General features: G+C 61.0%; 17 protein-coding genes. 11 read left to right on the top strand and 6 right to left on the bottom strand.

Annotation, left to right across the window (positions count from 1 at the left end; genetic code table 11):
• Positions 1-239 precede the first annotated feature (239 nt).
• Together fabV and AC07S6_RS18305 are read left to right on the top strand one after the other, a co-directional pair.
• A complete protein-coding gene (gene fabV / locus AC07S6_RS18310; RefSeq protein WP_032902674.1) occupies positions 240-1,433 on the top strand; it encodes an enoyl-ACP reductase FabV in 1,194 nt (397 codons plus the stop codon).
• Between the two features lie 305 nt (positions 1,434-1,738).
• Positions 1,739-2,362, top strand: coding sequence for an HAD family hydrolase (locus AC07S6_RS18305; RefSeq protein ID WP_495112746.1), 624 nt, complete (start codon positions 1,739-1,741; stop codon positions 2,360-2,362).
• On the opposite strand, the gene AC07S6_RS18300 is transcribed toward AC07S6_RS18305, so the two are convergent.
• Positions 2,359-3,264 carry a LysR family transcriptional regulator gene (locus AC07S6_RS18300; protein ID WP_495112745.1) on the bottom strand — a complete coding sequence of 302 codons (906 nt, stop codon included), beginning with the start codon at positions 3,262-3,264 and terminating at the stop codon, positions 2,359-2,361. The genes AC07S6_RS18305 and AC07S6_RS18300 overlap by 4 nt on opposite strands.
• Before the next feature lie 102 nt (positions 3,265-3,366).
• Here AC07S6_RS18300 and AC07S6_RS18295 point away from each other — a divergent pair, with 102 nt between their 5' ends.
• Complete coding sequence (locus AC07S6_RS18295) at positions 3,367-4,536, top strand: aspartate aminotransferase family protein (RefSeq protein ID WP_495112744.1); 1,170 nt, start codon at positions 3,367-3,369, stop codon at positions 4,534-4,536.
• A 136-nt stretch (positions 4,537-4,672) separates the two neighbouring features.
• Here AC07S6_RS18295 and punR read toward each other — a convergent pair whose 3' ends face one another.
• On the bottom strand, positions 4,673-5,587 hold the full coding sequence (punR, locus tag AC07S6_RS18290) for a DNA-binding transcriptional activator PunR (RefSeq protein ID WP_020301687.1): 915 nt from the start codon (positions 5,585-5,587) through the stop codon (positions 4,673-4,675).
• 122 nt (positions 5,588-5,709) lie between these two features.
• Between punR and punC the strand changes: the two genes are divergently transcribed.
• On the top strand, positions 5,710-6,894 hold the full coding sequence (gene punC / locus AC07S6_RS18285) for a purine nucleoside transporter PunC (RefSeq protein WP_495112743.1): 1,185 nt from the start codon (positions 5,710-5,712) through the stop codon (positions 6,892-6,894).
• Positions 6,895-7,021: 127 nt separating this feature from the next.
• On the opposite strand, the gene AC07S6_RS18280 is transcribed toward punC, so the two are convergent.
• A complete protein-coding gene (locus AC07S6_RS18280) occupies positions 7,022-7,855 on the bottom strand; it encodes a nucleoside-binding protein (RefSeq protein WP_495112742.1) in 834 nt (277 codons plus the stop codon).
• A gap of 157 nt (positions 7,856-8,012) precedes the next feature.
• On the opposite strand from AC07S6_RS18280, the gene AC07S6_RS18275 reads away from it, so the two are divergent.
• Complete coding sequence (locus AC07S6_RS18275) at positions 8,013-9,515, top strand: nucleobase:cation symporter-2 family protein (RefSeq protein ID WP_105226197.1); 1,503 nt, start codon at positions 8,013-8,015, stop codon at positions 9,513-9,515.
• A 94-nt stretch (positions 9,516-9,609) separates the two neighbouring features.
• Here AC07S6_RS18275 and AC07S6_RS18270 read toward each other — a convergent pair whose 3' ends face one another.
• Both AC07S6_RS18270 and AC07S6_RS18265 read right to left on the bottom strand, forming a co-directional pair.
• Entirely contained in the window at positions 9,610-10,542 is a 933-nt protein-coding gene (locus AC07S6_RS18270) for a proline iminopeptidase-family hydrolase (protein ID WP_096144383.1), read from the bottom strand.
• A 94-nt stretch (positions 10,543-10,636) separates the two neighbouring features.
• Positions 10,637-11,401: a LuxR family transcriptional regulator gene (locus tag AC07S6_RS18265; protein WP_490613648.1), complete on the bottom strand. Its 765-nt coding sequence runs from the start codon at positions 11,399-11,401 to the stop codon at positions 10,637-10,639.
• Between the two features lie 183 nt (positions 11,402-11,584).
• Here AC07S6_RS18265 and AC07S6_RS18260 point away from each other — a divergent pair, with 183 nt between their 5' ends.
• The 6 genes from AC07S6_RS18260 to AC07S6_RS18235 are packed head-to-tail and all read left to right on the top strand — an operon-like array spanning position 11,585 to position 17,745.
• Positions 11,585-12,472 carry a proline iminopeptidase-family hydrolase gene (locus AC07S6_RS18260; protein ID WP_490613624.1) on the top strand — a complete coding sequence of 296 codons (888 nt, stop codon included), beginning with the start codon at positions 11,585-11,587 and terminating at the stop codon, positions 12,470-12,472.
• A gap of 3 nt (positions 12,473-12,475) precedes the next feature.
• Positions 12,476-13,423 (top strand): ABC transporter permease, encoded by a 948-nt coding sequence (locus AC07S6_RS18255; RefSeq protein ID WP_495112741.1) that lies wholly within the window; start codon positions 12,476-12,478, stop codon positions 13,421-13,423.
• Entirely contained in the window at positions 13,420-14,277 is an 858-nt protein-coding gene (locus AC07S6_RS18250) for an ABC transporter permease (protein ID WP_495112740.1), read from the top strand. The genes AC07S6_RS18255 and AC07S6_RS18250 overlap by 4 nt, the downstream gene beginning before the upstream one ends.
• The gene (locus AC07S6_RS18245; protein WP_019820646.1) at positions 14,274-15,230 is read left to right on the top strand and encodes an ABC transporter ATP-binding protein; all 957 of its coding nucleotides are present in this window, start codon (positions 14,274-14,276) and stop codon (positions 15,228-15,230) included. Before AC07S6_RS18250 ends, AC07S6_RS18245 begins: the two co-directional genes overlap by 4 nt.
• Entirely contained in the window at positions 15,227-16,198 is a 972-nt protein-coding gene (locus AC07S6_RS18240) for an ABC transporter ATP-binding protein (protein ID WP_020302500.1), read from the top strand. Before AC07S6_RS18245 ends, AC07S6_RS18240 begins: the two co-directional genes overlap by 4 nt.
• Positions 16,199-16,230: 32 nt before the next feature.
• Entirely contained in the window at positions 16,231-17,745 is a 1,515-nt protein-coding gene (locus AC07S6_RS18235) for an ABC transporter substrate-binding protein (RefSeq protein WP_014717612.1), read from the top strand.
• 134 nt (positions 17,746-17,879) lie between these two features.
• Here the strand turns inward: AC07S6_RS18235 and AC07S6_RS18230 are convergent, their stop codons facing one another.
• On the bottom strand, positions 17,880-18,620 hold the full coding sequence (locus AC07S6_RS18230) for a YciK family oxidoreductase (RefSeq protein ID WP_495112739.1): 741 nt from the start codon (positions 18,618-18,620) through the stop codon (positions 17,880-17,882).
• Positions 18,621-18,707 lie beyond the last annotated feature (87 nt).

The raw sequence follows: 18,707 nt of genomic DNA, 5'->3' as shown, positions 1-18,707 counted from the left end.
ATCGTCATCATAGGGCTTTCTGACACCGGCAGGCGTTTTTAAATAGGGCGAAATTGTGAAGCCACTGCACAATTTGTAACCGTTACCGTGCAGGCTCCGACGTTTTGTGGATTGAATTTTGAGAACAGAAGATTTGCGACTATCGTGACGCTTCGGTTTTTCAGGCGTCATAGACCGGTACGATTGAAGTTGAATGGCCACTATTGGCCTTCGGCACCTTGGAAGAGGCAGAAATTTTTATGATCATCAAACCGCGGGTTCGTGGCTTTATCTGTGTGACCGCTCACCCTGTTGGCTGTGAAGCGAACGTCAAAGAGCAGATCGACTACGTAACCAAAAACGGCGTCATCGAGGGCGGCCCTAAAAAGGTACTGGTCCTCGGTGCCTCCACCGGCTACGGCCTGGCCGCGCGCATCAGTGCTGCGTTTGGCTGCGGCGCCGACACCCTGGGCGTGTTTTTTGAGAAAGAAGGCGAAGAAGGCAAGCTGAGCTCCGCCGGCTGGTACAACAGCGCGGCGTTCGAGAAGTTTGCTGTGGAAAAAGGCCTGTACGCCAAGAGCATCAACGGCGACGCGTTCTCCGACGAGATCAAGCGCCTGACCATCGAAACCATCAAGAAAGACCTGGGCAAGATCGACCTGGTGGTCTACAGCTTGGCCGCCCCACGCCGTACCGACCCGCAAGGCGTGGTGCACAACTCCACCCTCAAGCCAATCGGCAAGGCCGTGACCCTGCGCGGTATCAACACCGACAAGGGCGTGGTGGTCGACACCACGCTTGAGCCTGCGACCCAGGAAGAAATCGACGGTACCGTGAAGGTCATGGGCGGCGAAGACTGGCAGTTGTGGATCGACGCCCTGCGTGACGCCGATGTATTGGCCGAAGGCGCCAAGACCACCGCGTTCACCTATCTGGGTGAGAAGCTGACCCAGGACATCTACTGGAACGGCTCCATCGGCGAAGCCAAGAAAGACCTGGACAAGAAAGTTTTGACCCTGCGCGAAAACCTCGCTGCTCTCAAGGGCGACGCCCGTGTGTCGGTGCTCAAGGCCGTGGTTACCCAGGCCAGCTCGGCAATCCCGATCATGCCGCTGTATCTGTCGCTGCTGTTCAAGGTGATGAAAGAGCAGGGCACCCATGAAGGCTGCATCGAGCAGGTCTACGGCCTGTTCAAGGACAGCCTGTACGGCAGTGAGCCGAAACTCGACGCCGATGGCCGCCTGCGTGCCGACCTGGCCGAGCTGGAACCGAAGGTTCAGGACGCCGTGGCCGCACTGTGGAACCAGGTGACCGACGACAACGTCAACGAGATCAGCGATTTTGCCGGTTACAAGGCCGAGTTCCTGCGCTTGTTTGGCTTTGAGGTCGACGGCGTGGATTACGACGCGGATGTGAACCCGACCGTCAAAATCAACGGCCTGATCCAGGCTTAAAACGCGGTCAATAAGGTGGGAACTGGCTTGCCCTGATGCCAGTCAGTTAACGCAAACCCCCTGTGGGAGCGGGCTTGCCCACGAAGGCGGTGTGTCAGTCGCAGCATCTGAGGCTGTACGACCGCTTTCGCAGGCAAGCCAGCTCCCACATTTGATCTTCGTTGTTTTGAGCATTGCGTTCGCTCAATGAGGCCATGCCTCCTTCCACCTGTCTTTTCAGACACTTCTTACACCTCGGCGCGCGCCTCCCTCTTGTAGATCTGTCAGACTCCAGCAGCTATCAAGCCACGCTAACGGAGGATCTGATGACGATTCGTGCAGTAGTTTTTGATTTCGGCGGTGTCCTGTTCGACTGGAGCCCGCAGCACCTGTACCGCAAGCTGATTGCCGACGACGTTGAGCGCCAGTGGTTCCTCGACACCATCTGTACCCAGGACTGGAACACCGAGCAAGATGCCGGGCGCTCCCTGGCTGAAGCCACCCGCACCCTGGTTGCCCAATACCCCGAACACAAGACCCTGATCCAGGCTTATTACGAGCGCTGGCCTGAAATGCTGCGTGCTGAATTACCCGAGGGCGTGGCGATTCTCGAAGCGTTGCATCAGGTTGAGATGCCGCTGTTCGGGCTTACCAACTGGTCGGCTGAAACCTTCCCTTACGCCCGGGCCAACTACCCGTTCCTGAAGCGTTTTCGCGACATCTTGGTGTCTGGCGAGGTGAAGCTGATCAAGCCTGACCCGGCGATCTACCACGCCAGCCTCAGTCAGGTGCGTGAACACCTGCCAGACATCCAGGCCAGTGAAGTGGTGTTTATCGACGACGTCGCCGGCAATATCGAGGCCGCCATCGCATTGGGCTGGCAGGGCATTCACCACGTATCGGCCGAGCGCACCGCCGCGCGTTTGCGTGAGTTGGGCGTGGCGTTCTAGCGCGCCCATTTCTCCATTACAAAGTCGACGAACGCTCGCAGTTTGGGCAGGCGATAGCGGTCCTGACGATACATCAGGTGCATGGGGCGGCTGGGCAGTTTATAGGTGGTCAGCAAGGCCACCAGCTTGCCGCTCTCAAGGTCCGGTTGTACCAAGGCATCGGCCAACATGCTGATGCCCATGCCGTTGATGGCGGCCTGGCGCAAGCCTTGGGAGCTGTTGATGGTCAATGAGCCAGACACCGGCACCTCCACCCCACCTTCATCGCCGGTCATGCGCCAAAGTTTATCGGTGTCGCGCCAGTTGTCGTTCGCGGGGTAGGCGAATGCCAGGCAGTCATGCTGCTGCAGGTCATCCGGGGTGTGCGGTGTGCCGCGTCGCGCCAGGTAGGCAGGGGAGGCGCAAAGGGTGAGGGTATAGGCCTGCAGAGGCCGGGCGATCAGGCTGGAGCTTTCCAGTTCGCCGAGACGGATCGCCACGTCAAAACCGCTGTCGACCAGGTCCATGCGCTCATTGCTCATCACCACGTTCAGGTCGATAAGTGGGTAGCGCTGGGAAAACTCACTCAAGGCCGGCACCAGGCGTTCGGTGCCGAACACCGGGGGGGCGGTGATGCGCAGGCTGCCTTTGGGAGTTTCGCTGTGGACCTGCTCGGCCAGTAGCTCGGAGTCGGCCACCAGCCCCAGCACTTCCAGGCAGCGCTGATAATACTGCCCACCAAATTCGGTGAGGTTCTGTTTGCGCGTGGTGCGTTTGAGCAAGCTGACGCCAAGCCGTTGTTCCAGCGCTCGCAGATGGTTGCCCACCATGGTGGTCGAAATCCCGCATTCCTGCGCGGCGGCGGTCATGCTGCCGGTCTCGACGACTTTCACGTACACCGACATTGCCTGGAACAGATCCATTATCAAGCCCTGGTTTAAAGTTATTGCAGTAATTCTGCGTTTATCCAGCGAGGGTGGTTAACCATACTTGATCCACCCCAACGATGCACTGGAGCCGCCACCATGACCGCCGCCTGCCTGATGAGCACTTATCAACCCCTGGCCCTGAGCTTCACTCGCGGCCTGGGCACGCGCCTGTGGGACCAACAGGGCCGCGAATACCTGGACGCCGTGGCCGGCGTGGCGGTGACCAATGTTGGTCATTCCCACCCCAGGTTAGTGGCGGCCATCAGCGAACAGGCCGGCTTGCTGCTGCACACCTCCAACCTCTACAGCATCGACTGGCAACAACAATTGGCCCGGCGCCTGGCCCAACTGTCCGGGCTGGACCGCGCGTTCTTCAACAATTCCGGCGCCGAGGCCAACGAGACGGCGCTGAAGCTGGCGCGTTTGCATGGCTGGAAAAAAGGCATCGAACAGCCGTTGGTGGTCGTGATGGAGAACGCCTTCCACGGCCGCACGCTAGGCACCATGGCCGCCAGCGACGGGCCGTCGGTGCGCCTGGGGTTCCAGCGTCTGCCCGGCGATTTCATCAAGATTGGGTTTGGCGACACGGCGGCCCTGGAGGCGGTCACCGCGCAGTTCGGCACGCGTATCGCGGCGGTGCTGCTTGAACCGATCCAGGGTGAAAGTGGTGTGTTGGTGGCGCCGGCGGGCTACCTCAAAGCCCTGCGCGAGCACTGTACGCGCCACGGCTGGCTGATGATGCTCGACGAAATCCAGACCGGCATCGGGCGCACCGGCACCTGGTTTGCCTTCCAGCACGAAGGCATCGTGCCGGACGTGATGACCCTGGCCAAAGGCCTGGGAAATGGCGTGCCCATCGGCGCCTGCCTGGCCCGCGCTGGCGTCGCTGAGCTGTTCACCCCCGGCAGCCATGGCAGCACCTTTGGTGGCAACCCGCTGGCGTGTCGCGTCGGGTGTACGGTGCTGGAGATTATCCAGGAGCAAGGCTTGCTCGAAAACGCCGCACGCCAGGGCGAACACTTGCTGGCGCGTTTACGCATGGAGTTGGAGGACCATCCGCAGGTGCGGGCGATTCGTGGCAAGGGCTTGATGATCGGCATTGAACTGGCCAGCCCTTACCGCGACCTGGCCCAACGGGCCGCCCAGGAGCACGGGCTGTTGATCAACGTCACGCGGGGCAAGATCATTCGGCTGTTGCCGCCGCTGACGCTGGAGCGCAAGGAAGTGGAGATGATCGTGCGAGCCATCACCCGCCTACTGGACTGAAAAAGTGCGGAAGGGGGCGATGCTCGTTCCCACGCTCTGCGTGGTAACGCCTCCTGTGACGCTCTGCGTCACGCCTTAAGAGCGGACGCGGAGCGTCCAGGGCAGCACTCCCACGCGGAGCGTGGGAACGATCAGATCAGAGGGAGGGGCCATTCAGCCATTCCTGGTTCATGGTCTCCGTATCGCCCAAGTATTCCAGCAACCACGCCATGGCTGGCGACAGCTTGTTCTGCGCCCACGCCACACACGACGGGCTGGCCGGAAATGGCCGGCTCAACTGCAGCGCGACCAAGTCCCCGCGCTCGATCCATGGCAATACCTGATGGGCCGGTGCCATCCCTACACACAGGCCATCGCGCAGGCAATCCAGAGCCGACGCCCAGTTGGGCACCACCAGGCGGCGCTGGTTATCCAGGGTCCAGGTGTCGCGCTTGGGCAGGTTGCGTGAGGTGTCGGTCATGCACAGCGAGGCAAAGGGGCGCAGTTGGTCATCACTGAGTAAACCTTCCACCGCAGCTAAGGGGTGCCGGGCGCTGACCACGCACAGCCAGTTCAACAGGCCCATGTCGCGGAAGCTGAAGTGGCTGGCCACCGGCACCGCGCTGGTGGCGCCGATCACGATGTCGGTGCGTTCATCCGCCAGCGCATCCCACACGCCGTTGTACACCTCGTATTCGAGCAGCAATTCCACTTCGGGAAACTGCCGATAAAAGTCGAGCACCAATTGCCGGCAGCGCTGGGGTTTGACGATGGAGTCTACGGCCACCTTCAATTGGCCGCTCCAACCATTGGCCACCTGTTGGCACAGGCGCCGGGTGCCGAGCATTTTTTTCATCACGCCGCGGGCTTCGTCGATAAACAAACGGCCGGCGGGGGTCAGTTCTACGTCGCGATGCCTGCGCACAAACAAGGGCACGGCCAGCCATTCTTCGAGCTGGCGCACCGTGTAGCTGATGGCCGACGGTACGCGGTGCAGCTCCTGGGCGGCGGCGCTGAAGCTACCGTGACGGGCAACGGCGTCGACCACATCCAGGGAATATTCCGACCACATGAGCGCTGCCTTCAAAATTATTGATGAGAGTGTCCAATTATTATCGCTTCACACAGATATTGTCAGCTTCATAATGGGCGCCAGTCAGCAAATAGTTTGATGGCAGTATCTACAAGGCTTCGATGAAAAATTCTTTTGGTTTTACCTGGTATCTGGCGGGGCTGAGCATGCTCGGTTATCTGGCCATGGACATGTACTTGCCGGCGTTTGGCGCCATGGGCGAGCAGTTGAACATTGGTGCTGGCGCGGTGGGCGCCAGCTTGAGTATTTTTCTTGCCGGCTTTGCGCTGGGGCAGTTGCTGTGGGGGCCGCTCTCGGACCGCCTGGGGCGCAAGCCGATTCTGATCGCGGGCCTGAGCCTGTTTGTGCTCGGTTGCCTGGGCATGTTCTGGGTTCAGAGCGCGCCGCAACTGCTGGCCCTGCGCTTTATGCAGGCGATTGGCGTGTGTGCCGCCGCCGTCAGTTGGCAGGCCTTGGTGATTGATCGCTACCCGGCCGACAAGGCTCACCGCGTCTTCGCCAGCATCATGCCGTTGATGTCGCTGTCTCCGGCCCTGGCTCCGCTATTGGGTGCCATGGTGCTGAATCACTTTGGTTGGCAGGCGATCTTCGGCGTGTTGCTGGTGGTGTCGTTATTGCTGCTGGTGCCGACCCTGTTCCTGCGCAATGTGCCCAAGCGTTCGGAGCACAAGGGCAGCCCGGTGCGCCTGGGATATGGGCAACTGCTCACCTCGCGGGTGTTTACCGGCAATGTGATGATCTTCGCCGCCTGTTCGGCCAGCTTCTTCGCATGGCTGACCGCCTCACCGTTCATCCTCGGTGGCATGGGCTACAACCCGAATGACATCGGCCTCAGCTACGTACTGCCGACCCTGGCGTTTCTCGTTGGCGGCTACAGTTGCCGCAGCGCCTTGCAGCGCCTGCCGGGTAAAACCCTGCTGCCGTGGTTGCTGGTCGCCTATTGCTTGAGCATGGTGGCGCTGTACCTGGTGGCCACCTTGAGTGTGCCGACCCTGACCACCTTATTGATCCCGTTCTGCCTGATGGCGCTGTGCAACGGCGCCAGCTACCCGATTGTGGTGGCGAATGCGCTGATGCCCTTTGCGGAAAATTCCGGCAAGGCGGCGGCGCTGCAAAACACCCTGCAGTTGGGCCTGTGCTTCTTGGCCAGCCTGTTGGTGTCGTCGATGATCGAGCAACCGCTGTTGATCACGGTGATTGTGATGCTGGCGACCGCGCCGCTGGCGGTGTTGGGGTATTGGTTGGCACGGCCGAAGGGCAACTCTTCCGAACTGGCCAGCGCCTGAGCTGACAATAGGATCAAAGTGTGGGAGCTGGCTTGCCTGCAATAGCGGTGTATCAGTGCCAGATGGGCTAACTGAAAGACCGCTATCGCAGGCAAGCCAGCTCCCACATTGTTTTGCGTTTCTTCAGTTAGAACGTCACTTCCATGTTCAGCGTCGGCGTTGAGGTGCGGCTGCCACGCCCACCGTCCACGCCGAATTTGTTATGCCAGTACTCATACCCCACCCCCAGGTACAAGTTCGGCTTGACGCTTTTACCCGGTCGCACCGCCACCATCAGCGCCGTACGCATCAGCGCTTCCGGTGCGGTATCGCGGCCATGGTAGTCCTCGCCTTTTTCCCCGACGTAGTTAATGAACCCCTGGAATTTCGCCGCATGGTTGCCCACCTCGAACGGTCGCATCCAGGTCAGGTTAAGCATGTAGGTAGCGTCGAAGGTGTGGTTCGACTCTTGCGCGCCGGGAATGCCGGTGTGGTTCTTTTCCTTGTAGTACATCAGGCTCAGGTCCAGCACGCCGACAGTGTTGAACTTCAACGTAGGGCCAATCACCAGGGCGCGCTTCTTGGCGGAAGCGAAGTTGTTGTTGCGGTTGGCGTCGAAGCCCAGGGTCAGCGCGTAATCCTTGATCAGCCCCGTGCCCTGCGGCAAGTCGAACACACGTGAGGCATACAGCTGATGCCGGTACACGGCGTACACCTCGCTGCCACCGTGGTCGGTGCCTTTGCGCGGGTCGCTGTTGTCGGACAGGAATACGTCGAGGTTGAGGAAATTGCTGCCGTAACGATAGCCGCTGGCGTGGGTAAAACTGTAGATGCGCTTGCTGAAGTCGTCGGGGTTGTTCGGGTTGGTGAAGTGCTGCCCGTAGCGAAACCCGACGCTGTTGTTCATCCATTCCACCGCAACGGCCTCCCCGCCGCCGAGAAGGGTCAATGCGACGGTGGCGCCCTGTAGTGCCTTTTTCATTATTTTTGTCCTTTGGCGTTCTGGCTCGTGACGGCCGGATTGTTTTTGTAACGCCGTTGGAGGGTATCTTGTTCGATTGATTGTATACAACTCTATGGACATGCAGTCCGAACATTGCATACAGTGAGCGCACAACAAAAACAGAGAACCCCTCACCATGACTATCCCGAAGGCGTCACCGCAGCGGCCCGAAGATGAAAATCTGGGCGTCGCCGCCAACATGGCTTACGGCCTGCAGCATGTGCTCACCATGTATGGCGGCATCGTCGCCGTGCCGTTGATCGTCGGCCAGGCAGCCGGGTTGTCGCCGGCGGATATCGGTCTGCTGATCGCTGCATCGCTGTTTGCCGGTGGCCTGGCCACGCTGTTGCAAACCCTGGGCCTGCCGTTCTTCGGCTGTCAGTTGCCGCTGGTGCAGGGCGTGTCGTTCGCGGGTGTGGCGACCATGGTGGCGATTGTCGGCAGCGACGGTGCCGGTGGTGTGCCAGCGATTCTCGGGGCGGTGATGGCCGCGTCCTTTATCGGTTTGTTGATTACCCCGGTGTTCTCAAGGATCACCAAGTTTTTTCCGCCGCTGGTGACGGGCATTGTGATTACCACCATCGGCCTGACCCTGATGCCCGTAGCGGCGCGCTGGGCCATGGGTGGCAACAGCCGGGCGGCAGATTTTGGCAGCATGTCCAACATCGGCCTGGCCGCACTGACCCTGGTGCTGGTGCTGCTGCTGAGCAAGATTGGCAGCGCAACCATCTCGCGCCTGTCGATCCTGCTGGCCATGGTGATCGGCACGGTGATCGCGGTGCTGCTCGGCATGGCGGACTTCTCTGGCGTCATGCAGGGGCCGATGTTCGGTTTCCCCACACCCTTTCACTTCGGCATGCCCACCTTCCATGTGGCGGCGATCATTTCCATGTGCATCGTGGTGATGGTGACGCTGGTGGAAACGTCGGCGGATATCCTGGCGGTGGGCGAGATCATCGACACCAAGGTGGACTCCAAGCGCCTGGGCAACGGCTTGCGTGCCGACATGTTGTCGAGCATGTTTGCGCCGATCTTCGGTTCGTTTACCCAGAGCGCATTCGCCCAGAACGTCGGCCTGGTGGCGGTGACCGGGGTCAAGAGTCGGTTTGTGGTGGCCACTGGCGGGGTATTCCTGGTGGTGCTTGGCCTGCTGCCATTCATGGGCCGGGTGATCGCGGCCGTGCCCACCTCCGTGTTGGGCGGCGCCGGGATTGTATTGTTCGGCACGGTGGCGGCCAGCGGGATTCGCACACTGTCGAAGGTGGATTACCGCAACAACATGAACCTGATCATCGTCGCCACGTCCATCGGCTTCGGCATGATCCCTATCGCCGCGCCGAGCTTCTACGATCAGTTTCCAAGCTGGTTCGCGACCATCTTCCACTCGGGCATCAGCTCGTCGGCAATCATGGCGATATTGCTGAACCTGGCGTTCAACCACTTCACCGCCGGCAACTCGGACCAGCAGTCAGTGTTTGTGGCGGGGACTGAGCGCAGCTTGTGCTTTCGCGACGTGGCCGCGTTGCGCGACGGCGATTACTACCGGGGAGGGAAGCTGTTTGATGCCGAAGGTAAGGAGATTCCGTTGGTGGCCGATGCCCTGAGGAAAACATCCAAGCCTGAGACCAGCGAGGTTTAACGAGCGACCCGTGTACCCTGTGGGAGCTGGCTTGCCTGCGAAGCGATGGTGAATTCACCGGTGCTATCGCAGGCAAGCCAGCTCCCACAGGGATTCAGCCGGCCTTGAGGGCTTTGTGCGGCAACGAACACGCCTCATCCAGAAACTTCACCACCGTCCCCATGCATGCCTGGCGTTCTTCCACATGGGGCATGTGGCTGGAGTCTTCAAACAGTGCCCAGCGCACGTCCGCTATCTCATCCAGGAACGGCTTGACCACCAACGGTGTGGCTTCGTCATGTCGACCGGAAATCACCAGGGTTGGCACCTTGATGGCTGACAGGCGGCCGATCACGTTCCAGTCCTTCAAGCTGCCGATCACGTGGAATTCGGTCGGGCCGCTCATAGCGTGGTACACCGTCGGGTCGGCATCCACCTGGGCGAAGGTGCGCGCCACTTCTTCGGGCCATGGGTTGACCCGGCACACATGCTGGTCATAGAAAATCCGAGAGGCCGCCAGGTATTGCGGGTCTTGGTAGGTGCCGGCCTGCTCGTGCTTGAGCAGGGTTTCGTGCACGCCTTCAGGCAACAGCTTGCGCAGGCGATTGGCTTCGCTGACCCAGGTGCGCATGCAGGTGGGGGAGTTGGCAGGGATAAACGCGCGCAGGCCTTTGGGTTGCAAGATCGCGTGTTCGCTGCCGAGCATGCCGCCCCAGGATTGCCCCAGGATCGCGTAGTTCTCACTGATTTGCAGGTGGTCCAGCAGGTTGTTCAACTCGTCGAGGAACAGGCCGATGGTCCAGAACGACGGATCTTTTTCCGGCAAATGCGTGGAGCGGCCGTTGCCCAACTGGTCGTAATGGATGACTGCGTGGCCGCTGGCGGCGACGTCCTTGAAGGCGTCGACGTAATCGTGGGTGCAGCCCGGGCCGCCATGGATGATCACCAAGGGCGTGCGGCCTGTGGTCAGGTCGCCGGTGACGCGATACCAGGTCTGATAGGCGCCAAAGGGCGCGTAGCCTTCGCGAACTTTTTCGATGAATTCCATTTCGTACCCTGCTCTGAAAAAAAGGATCAGGGTTACGATAGTCTGAACAAAAAGTTTAGGTAACTAGCAAAACAGATAGGTTTTTACCGAAAGCTCAACCTTCCAGCAAGCGGTAGTGGGTGGCGCGAACCACCGCCTGAACACGGTTCTTTGCGCCCAGTTTGTGCATGGCCGAGGCCAGGTGCAGAGTGACCACCGCCAGGGAGCGGCTCAATTGCGTGGCGATTTCGGCGGCGGTCAGGCCTTCAGCCGCCCATTTCAGGCATTCGCGCTCGCGCTTGGTCAGGCGTATGTGCGGATAAGCACGCACCTCCTTGCTGAACAGCGGGTACGCCGCTTCCTGGAGGGCATGGGTAATCAGGCTGAAATCGGCCAGCGTATGTTGGGCGTCCTTCAATACCGTGCGCGCCTTGCCGGTGCGTAAGCCGGTGAGCGAGGCGAAGCCGCCCCGGGGCAGATGAATCGGCACGCTGACGCCGCAGGTCAACTGACGCTCATGCAGATAAGAAGAAACGGGGGCGTGGCAGGGGTCGATGATCTTTTGCAGGGCCGTCTCAGTCTTGGCCTCATAGGACCAGACAAACGGCGACACTGTGCTCAGCGCCAGGTGTTGCACCGGGTCGATCTGGTAAAAGCCTTCGCTGCACCATAAGGCGTGCCAATCGCTCGGTGTGTTGCGCAGTTGCAACAGCGAGGGCGTGATCAGTGCGCCGTTGAGGTCGATGGGCACGGGGGAGTAGTCATACACCAGGGCATCGAAGCCCAGTTGTTGGGCAAGGATAAACGTATTGTCCATCTGTTCATCCAGGCTCCTGCCCGGTATGAGGCGATTATTGAAGGCGGTCAGCTTGGCCAGCATCCGTTCTGCTCCCGAATTCATTTGAATCTCGACTTGCTGCAAGTAGAATGCCACGCCCCGGCGAAGGACTGCCAGGCCAAACCTATAAGAAATACTAGGTTATGGACGCACGGCATCCTCGGTAGTGTTGACCTGATAAACGGCCGCTACCCGCCAGGCCGATACAACACAAGGAATGTATGCATGTGGCGTGAAATTGCCCCCGACCAGCAGTACAACGTGCAAGTCGACGGCCATAACCTCGTGGTCTACAGCTTTGGCGAAGGCGATGAGGTGCTGCTGTGTCTCAACGGCGGGCCGGGCCTGCCGTGTGACTATCTGCGCGACGCCCATGGCTGGCTCAAAGCACATAACCTGCGAGTGGTTGCATTCGACCAGCTTGGCACGGGCGCATCAGCCAGACCGACCGATGCCGCACTGTGGGAAATCCGCCGTTATGTCGAAGAAGTCGACACCGTGCGCCAAGCGCTGGGCCTGGGCCGCGTGCATCTGCTCGGGCACTCCTGGGGCGGTTGGCTGGGGATCGAATATGCGGTGCATTATCCCGGTGCGCTCAAAAGCCTGATCCTGGAAAACACCGTCGGCGACATTCCCCACCTGTCCCAGGAACTGGAGCGCCTGCGCGGCGCCCTGGGCAGCGAAACCGTGGCCATGATGCAACGCCACGAAGCCATGGGCACCCTGGACCACCCGCAGTACCAGGCCGCCATCACCTTGCTCAACTACCGCCACGTGTGCCGGCTCGACGAATGGCCAGAGCCCGTCAAGCGGTCCCTGGGTGACTGGAACATGGGGCCTTACGAAACCATGCAAGGCCCCAACGAGTTCCTCTATATCGGTAACCTCAAGGACTGGAACCGCCTCAAGGAAATGGCCGAGTTCACGATGCCGATCCTGATCACCACCGGCCAGCATGATGAACTCACCCCCGCCTGTGCGATGCGCATGAAACTCGCGGCCCCCCACGCCGAGTTGCATGTGTTCCCCAACAGCAGTCATATGCCTTTTTACGAGGAGCCACAGGCGTACTTCCCGGTGCTGCTGGACTTTCTCGCTCGCCACCGAGGCTGACGCATGAACCTGGCGCGCTACCGTTTTGTGTTGTCCCGGCCCCTGCAATTGCTGCCGGTGCTGCTGGGCATCAGCCTGATCACCTTCGTGTTGGTGCGCTCGATTCCTGGCGACCCGGCGCGTGCCTTGCTGGGTTCGCGCAGCACGCCGGATGCGCTGCTGAAGATCCGCGCCCAGTTCGGCCTCGACCAGCCCTTGTGGCTGCAATACTTTTACTTCCTGAAAAACCTGCTCAAGGGCGACCTCGGCCAATCGCTGCTGTACAAGGTCGACGCCCTGAAACTGATCGTCACCCGGATCGAGCCGACCCTGGTGCTGGTGCTGGGCAGCGTGGTGCTCGCGTTGTTGATAGCGGTGCCACTGGCAACGATTGCGGCGCGCCAACAAGGCCGTTGGGCGGACAAGCTGATCCGCGTGTTCACCACGGTCGGCCTGGGCATGCCGGCGTTCTGGCTGGGGTTGATGCTGATCCTGCTGCTCAGCGTGAAATGGGGCTTGTTCCCGGTGTCCGGTTACGGGCGCACTTGGCTGGACAAGGCGCACCACATGCTTTTGCCATGCCTGACCATCGCCCTGGCGCTGTCGGCGGTGCTGGTGCGCAACCTGCGGGCGAGCATGTTGATGGAGTTGCAGGCGGATCACGTCACCGCCGCACGTGCACGCGGGCTGGCGGAAGGCGCGGTGTTTCGCCGGCATGTACTGCCCAACGCTCTGGTGCCGGCGGTCAACCTGCTGGCGGTCAACATCGGTTGGCTGATCAGCGGCACGGTGGTCATCGAAAGCCTGTTCGCGATTCCAGGCATCGGTCAGTTGCTGGTGCGCGGCATTTTTACCCGTGACTACATGGTGGTGCAGGGCGTGGCGATGGTGCTGGCCTGTGCCACGGTGGTGGTCAACTTCATGGCTGACCTGGTGACAGTGGCCCTCGACCCACGGGTGAAGATGCAATGAGCAGTCGCCCCCTGATCGCCCCGTGGCGCTTGCGCCTGCGCTTTGGTTTTCGCAATGGCCGGCTGACCGCCGCATGGGGTTTGTTGATCCTGTTCGCGTGGTTGGCCCTGGCGCTGTTTGCGCCGTGGGTCGCGCCCTACGACCCCATCGCGCAGGACACCAGCATCAGTTTGCTGGCCCCCAGCCTTGCCCATCCGTTGGGTACGGACAATTACGGCAGGGACATCCTGTCGAGGGTGATCTGGGGTGCGCGCATCGACCTGCAGTTGGCGGTTATCGGGGTGATCTTCCCGTTCATCATTGGCACCTTTATCGGTGCGGTCTCGGGTTATATCGGCGGGCGCTTCGACAGTGTCTGCATGCGTGTGATCGACGTGGTGCTGGCGTTCCCGTTCCTGGTGCTGATGCTGGCGATCATGGCCATCCTCGGGCCGGGCTTACAGAGTTTTTACATCGCCATGGCGCTGGTGGGCTGGGTGTCGTATGCGCGCCTGATTCGCTCGCAGATCCTGGTGCTCAAGGAAAGCGAGTTCGCCCTGGCCGCCAAGAGCCTGGGCTTTGGCCATGGACGCATTCTGTTCCGGCATTTGTTGCCCAATGCGCTGTTTGGCTCCATCGTGTTTTCCATGTCCGACGCGGTGCTGGTGCTGCTCAACGGCGCCGCCGTCAGTTACCTGGGCCTGGGGGTGCAACCACCGACCGCCGAATGGGGGACGATGGTGGCCGAGGGGCAAGCCTTTATCACCACCGCCTGGTGGATCTGTACCTTTCCGGGCCTGGCCATCGTGACCTTGGCCATGGGCTTCAGCCTGTTGGCCGATGGTGTTGCGCAGGTATTGGGGGATCGCTCATGAGCCTGCTGAAGGTGCGCGACCTCAGTGTGATCGCCAACAACGCCGGGCGTGAGGTCACCTTGGTGGACCGGGTGTCTTTCGACCTGGCCGAGGGTGAAATCCTCGGCCTGGTGGGCGAGAGCGGTTCGGGCAAGACCATGGCCTGTCGCGGCCTGATGCGTCTGTTGCCATCGCCCAACCTGCGGGTGCAGGGCGGCGCGGTGCAGTTGGCCGGCCAGGACCTATTGGCACTGGATGATGCCGGTATGCGCGCCGTGCGCGGCGGGCAGTTGGGCATGGTCTTCCAGAACCCCAGCAGCCACCTGGACCCGTTGATGCGTATCGGTGAGCAGATCGCCGAGGGCATTCGCCTGCATCAAGGCGCGTCGAAAAAAGACGCGCGCTTGCAGGCGATCGAGGTATTGCGTCAGGTCGGGATTCCCGATCCGCAGGCCCGGGTCGACAACTACCCCCATGAGTTTTCCGGTGGCATGCGCCAGCGCGCAATGATCGCCGTGGCCCTGGGCTGCAACCCGAAGGTGTTGATCGCCGACGAACCGACCACGGCCCTGGATGTGACGGTGCAGGCGCAAATCCTGCGGCTGTTGCTCGATCTGCGCGACCAGCGTGGCCTGTCGATCATCATGATCACCCATGACCTGGGCGTGGTGGCGCAAACCTGCGATGCCATCGCCGTGATGTACGCCGGGCGCCTGTGCGAGCACGGCAGCAAATACGAACTGCTGGCCCAACCGCAACATCCGTATACCGCAGGCCTGATCGACTGCCAGCCGGCCCACAGCAGCGGGCATGCGTTGTTGCGCACCATTGCTGGCCAGCCGCCGTTGCTCGATGCATTACCCGACGGCTGCCGCTTCCACCCGCGCTGCCCGCAGGCAGGCGCCTTGTGCACCGAGTTGCTGCCCCAGGGCGCACGCGTGGCCTGTCACTACCCGTTGGGAGCGCGCCCATGAGCTTGTTACAGGTCAAGGATCTGGAAGTGCGCTTTGCCGCGTCCGGCAGCGGCCTGCTGGGCCTCAACCGCCAGTGGGTGAGGGCGGTGAACGGGGTGTCGCTGAACCTCGCTGCCGGTGAAACCCTGGGTTTGGTGGGCGAGTCCGGCAGTGGCAAGAGCACCCTGGGCCGGGCAATTCTGCACCTCAACCCGATCAGCGCCGGGCAGGTGTTGTTCGACGGTATCGACATGGCCCATGGCAGTGCCATCGACATTGCCCGGCTGCGGCATGAAACCGCGATGATTTTCCAGGACCCCTACGCTGCACTCAATCCACGGCACAGCATTGGCGAAACCCTCGCCGAGGTACTGCGTGTGCAGCGTAAGGTGGCGGCGCAGCAGATTCCTGAGCGTGTGAATGAGTTGCTCGAACTGGTCGGCTTGCGTCCTGAGCTGGCTTCACGCAAGCCCGGCTCCCTCAGCGGCGGCCAGTGCCAGCGCGTGGGTATCGCCCGGGCGCTGGCGGTGGAGCCGCGCCTGATCATTGCCGATGAATGTGTGGCCGCGCTGGATGTGTCGATCCAGGGCCAGATCATCAACCTGCTGCTGGAACTGCAACAGCGTATGAACCTGGCGATCCTGTTTATCGCCCATGACCTGGCCATCGTGCGACGCCTGTGCGACCGCGTGGCGGTGATGTACCTGGGCAAGATCGTCGAGGAAGGCCCGGTGGAAGCGGTGTTCACCGCGCCCCGTCACCCGTACACGGCGGCGCTGATCCAGGCCATCCCGGAGATCGATCCGCACCGGCCATTGCCTGCGCAGCCATTGCCCGGCGAACCGCCCAGCCCGCTGAATCTGCCGACAGGCTGTGCCTTTCACCCGCGTTGCCGGTATGCGCAAGCCAAGTGTTCCTCGGTATTGCCCCCCACCCATTTCCTGCACGAGCATCGGTACAGTTGCGTGCTTGAAGACCCTTTGCTTTGACCTTCTGCCATTCATTAACAAGGAGTTGTGATATGCACTCGCGCCACTTGAAATTGCTCGCCGCCGCTACCCTCACGGCCTGGTCGCTGACCGCCGGCCTGGCCCAGGCCGCCGGTGTGCTCACCATCGGCTGCCGTGAAGACAGCACCACCTTCGACCCGATCAAAAGCGCGCAAAACCGCGACACCTGGGTATTTGCCAACGTCTACGACACCCTGGTGCGCGTGGATAACCTGGGCACCAAGATGGAACCGGGCCTGGCCGAAAGCTGGGACATTTCCAAGGATGGTCTGACCTACACCTTCAAGCTGCGCGAGGCGAAGTTCTCTGACGGCTCGCCGATCACTGCCGCCGACGCCGCATTCAGCCTGCTGCGCATCCGCGACAACAAGGCCTCCTTGTGGAGCGACCCGTTCAGCCTGATCAACACCGCCACGGCCAGCGATGCCAAGACCCTGGTGGTCACCCTGAAAACCCCGGCTGTGGCCTTCCTCTCGCAACTGGCGTCGCCGACGGTGTCGATCCTGTCGGAAAAAGCCATGACCAAGATGGGCGAAGACGCCTACTCGGAAAACCCGGTGACGTCCGGCGCGTTTACCGTGGACGAGTGGCGCAAGGGCGACCGCGTGATCCTGAAGAAAAACCCGAATTTCTGGCAGGCCGGCAGCGTGAGCCTGGACGGCGTGGAATGGGTGTCGGTGACCGATGACAACACGCGCATGCGCATGGTGCAGAACAACGAACTCGACACGGCGATCTTTGTACCGTTCTCCCGCGTGGAAGAGCTGAAGAAAGACCAGAACGTGGTGATCCACGCCGACCCGTCCACTCGTGAAGATCACCTGTTGATCAACCACGAGCACGGCTTGTTGGCGAAGCCGCAAGTGCGCCAGGCCCTGGACATGGCCATCGACAAGCAATCGCTGGTCAAAGCCGTCACTTACGGTCAAGGCACCGTGGCTTATTCCTACATTCCAAAGGGCTCGCTGTACCACTACGCCAACAACCTGCAACGCCCGTACGACCCGGCCGAAGCCAAGAAGCTGCTGGCCGCTGCGGGTGCCCAGGACTTGAAGCTCAACTACGTAGTCAACGCCGGCAACGAGGCCGACGAGCAGATCGCGGTGATCATCAAGGACCAGCTAGCCAAGGTCGGCGTGACCGCCAACCTGCAGAAAGTCGACCCCACCCAAAGCTGGCAGATGCTGGTGGACGGTGAATACGATATTTCGGTGATGTACTGGACCAACGACATCCTCGACCCCGACCAGAAAACCACCTTCGTACTGGGCCACGACACCAACCAGAACTACATGACCCGCTACAAGAACGACCAGGTCAAAGCGCTGGTGGCGGCCGCGCGGATCGAGGCAGACCCGGCCAAGCGTGAGCAAATGTATGTGGAGTTGCAGAAGCTGGCCAAACAGGATGTGAACTGGATTGACCTGTACTACAGCCCCTACATCAACATCTCACGCAAGAACGTAAGCAACTTCCTGCAGAACCCGTTGGGGCGCTTCACCCTTGAGGAAGTGGTCAAAAACTGAGTTTTTAGCTACACCACAACGCAATGTGGGAGCTGGCTTGCCTGCGATGCAGACACCTCGGTGCTTCAGTGACACCGCGGTGATGCTGTCGCAGGCAAGCCAGCTCCCACCTTTGTTTTGCGGTGTGTCAGGGCTTACTGCGCATCGAAGGCCTGGCCATTGATGCCCGCACTGTCCGGCCCCATCAGGTACAGGTACACCGGCATGATCTCTTCCGGCGCCGGCCTTTCCATCGGGTTTTCCCCTGGGTACGCCTGGGCGCGCATGCTGGTGCGGGTGCCGCCCGGGTTGATGCTGTTGGCGCGCACTGCGGCCACATCTTCCAGTTCATCGGCCAGGGTTTGCATCAGCCCCTCGGTGGCGAACTTGGACACGCCATAGGCACCCCAATAAGCACGGCCCTTGCGCCCGACGCTGCTTGAGGTGAATACCACCGACGCATCCTGGGACAGTTTGAGCAACGGCAGTAAAGTGCTGGTCAGCATGAACATCGCGTTGACGTTGACGTGCATCACCCGCATGAAGTTCTCGCCGGACAACTGCTCGATGGGCGTGCGCGGGCCGATGATCGAGGCGTTGTGCAACAAACCGTCGAGGTGGCCGAATGCCTTTTCGATCATCGCTGCCAGCTCATCGTATTGATGGGGCAGGGCGGTCTCCAGGTTGAACGGGATTACCACCGGCTGTGGGTGGCCGGCGGCTTCGATCTCGTCATACACCTGGGCCAGGTTGGCTTCGGTCTTGCCCAGCAACAGCACGGTGGCGCCATGGGCGGCATAGGTCTTGGCCGCTGCCGCGCCAATCCCGCGACCGGCGCCGGTTACCAGGATGATCCGGCCTTTGAGCAGTTCTGGAGGGGCAGAGTATTCAAACATAAATAGCCTCGACAAATTTCAAGGTGATACAGCTCTCGAAGTGGAATCCATATCCTGTGGGAGCTGGCTTGCCTGCGATGGCGGACG

Source organism: Pseudomonas sp. GW821-FHT07B01 (assembly GCF_059419065.1).
This window is presented reverse-complemented; position numbering and strand designations above follow the sequence as displayed.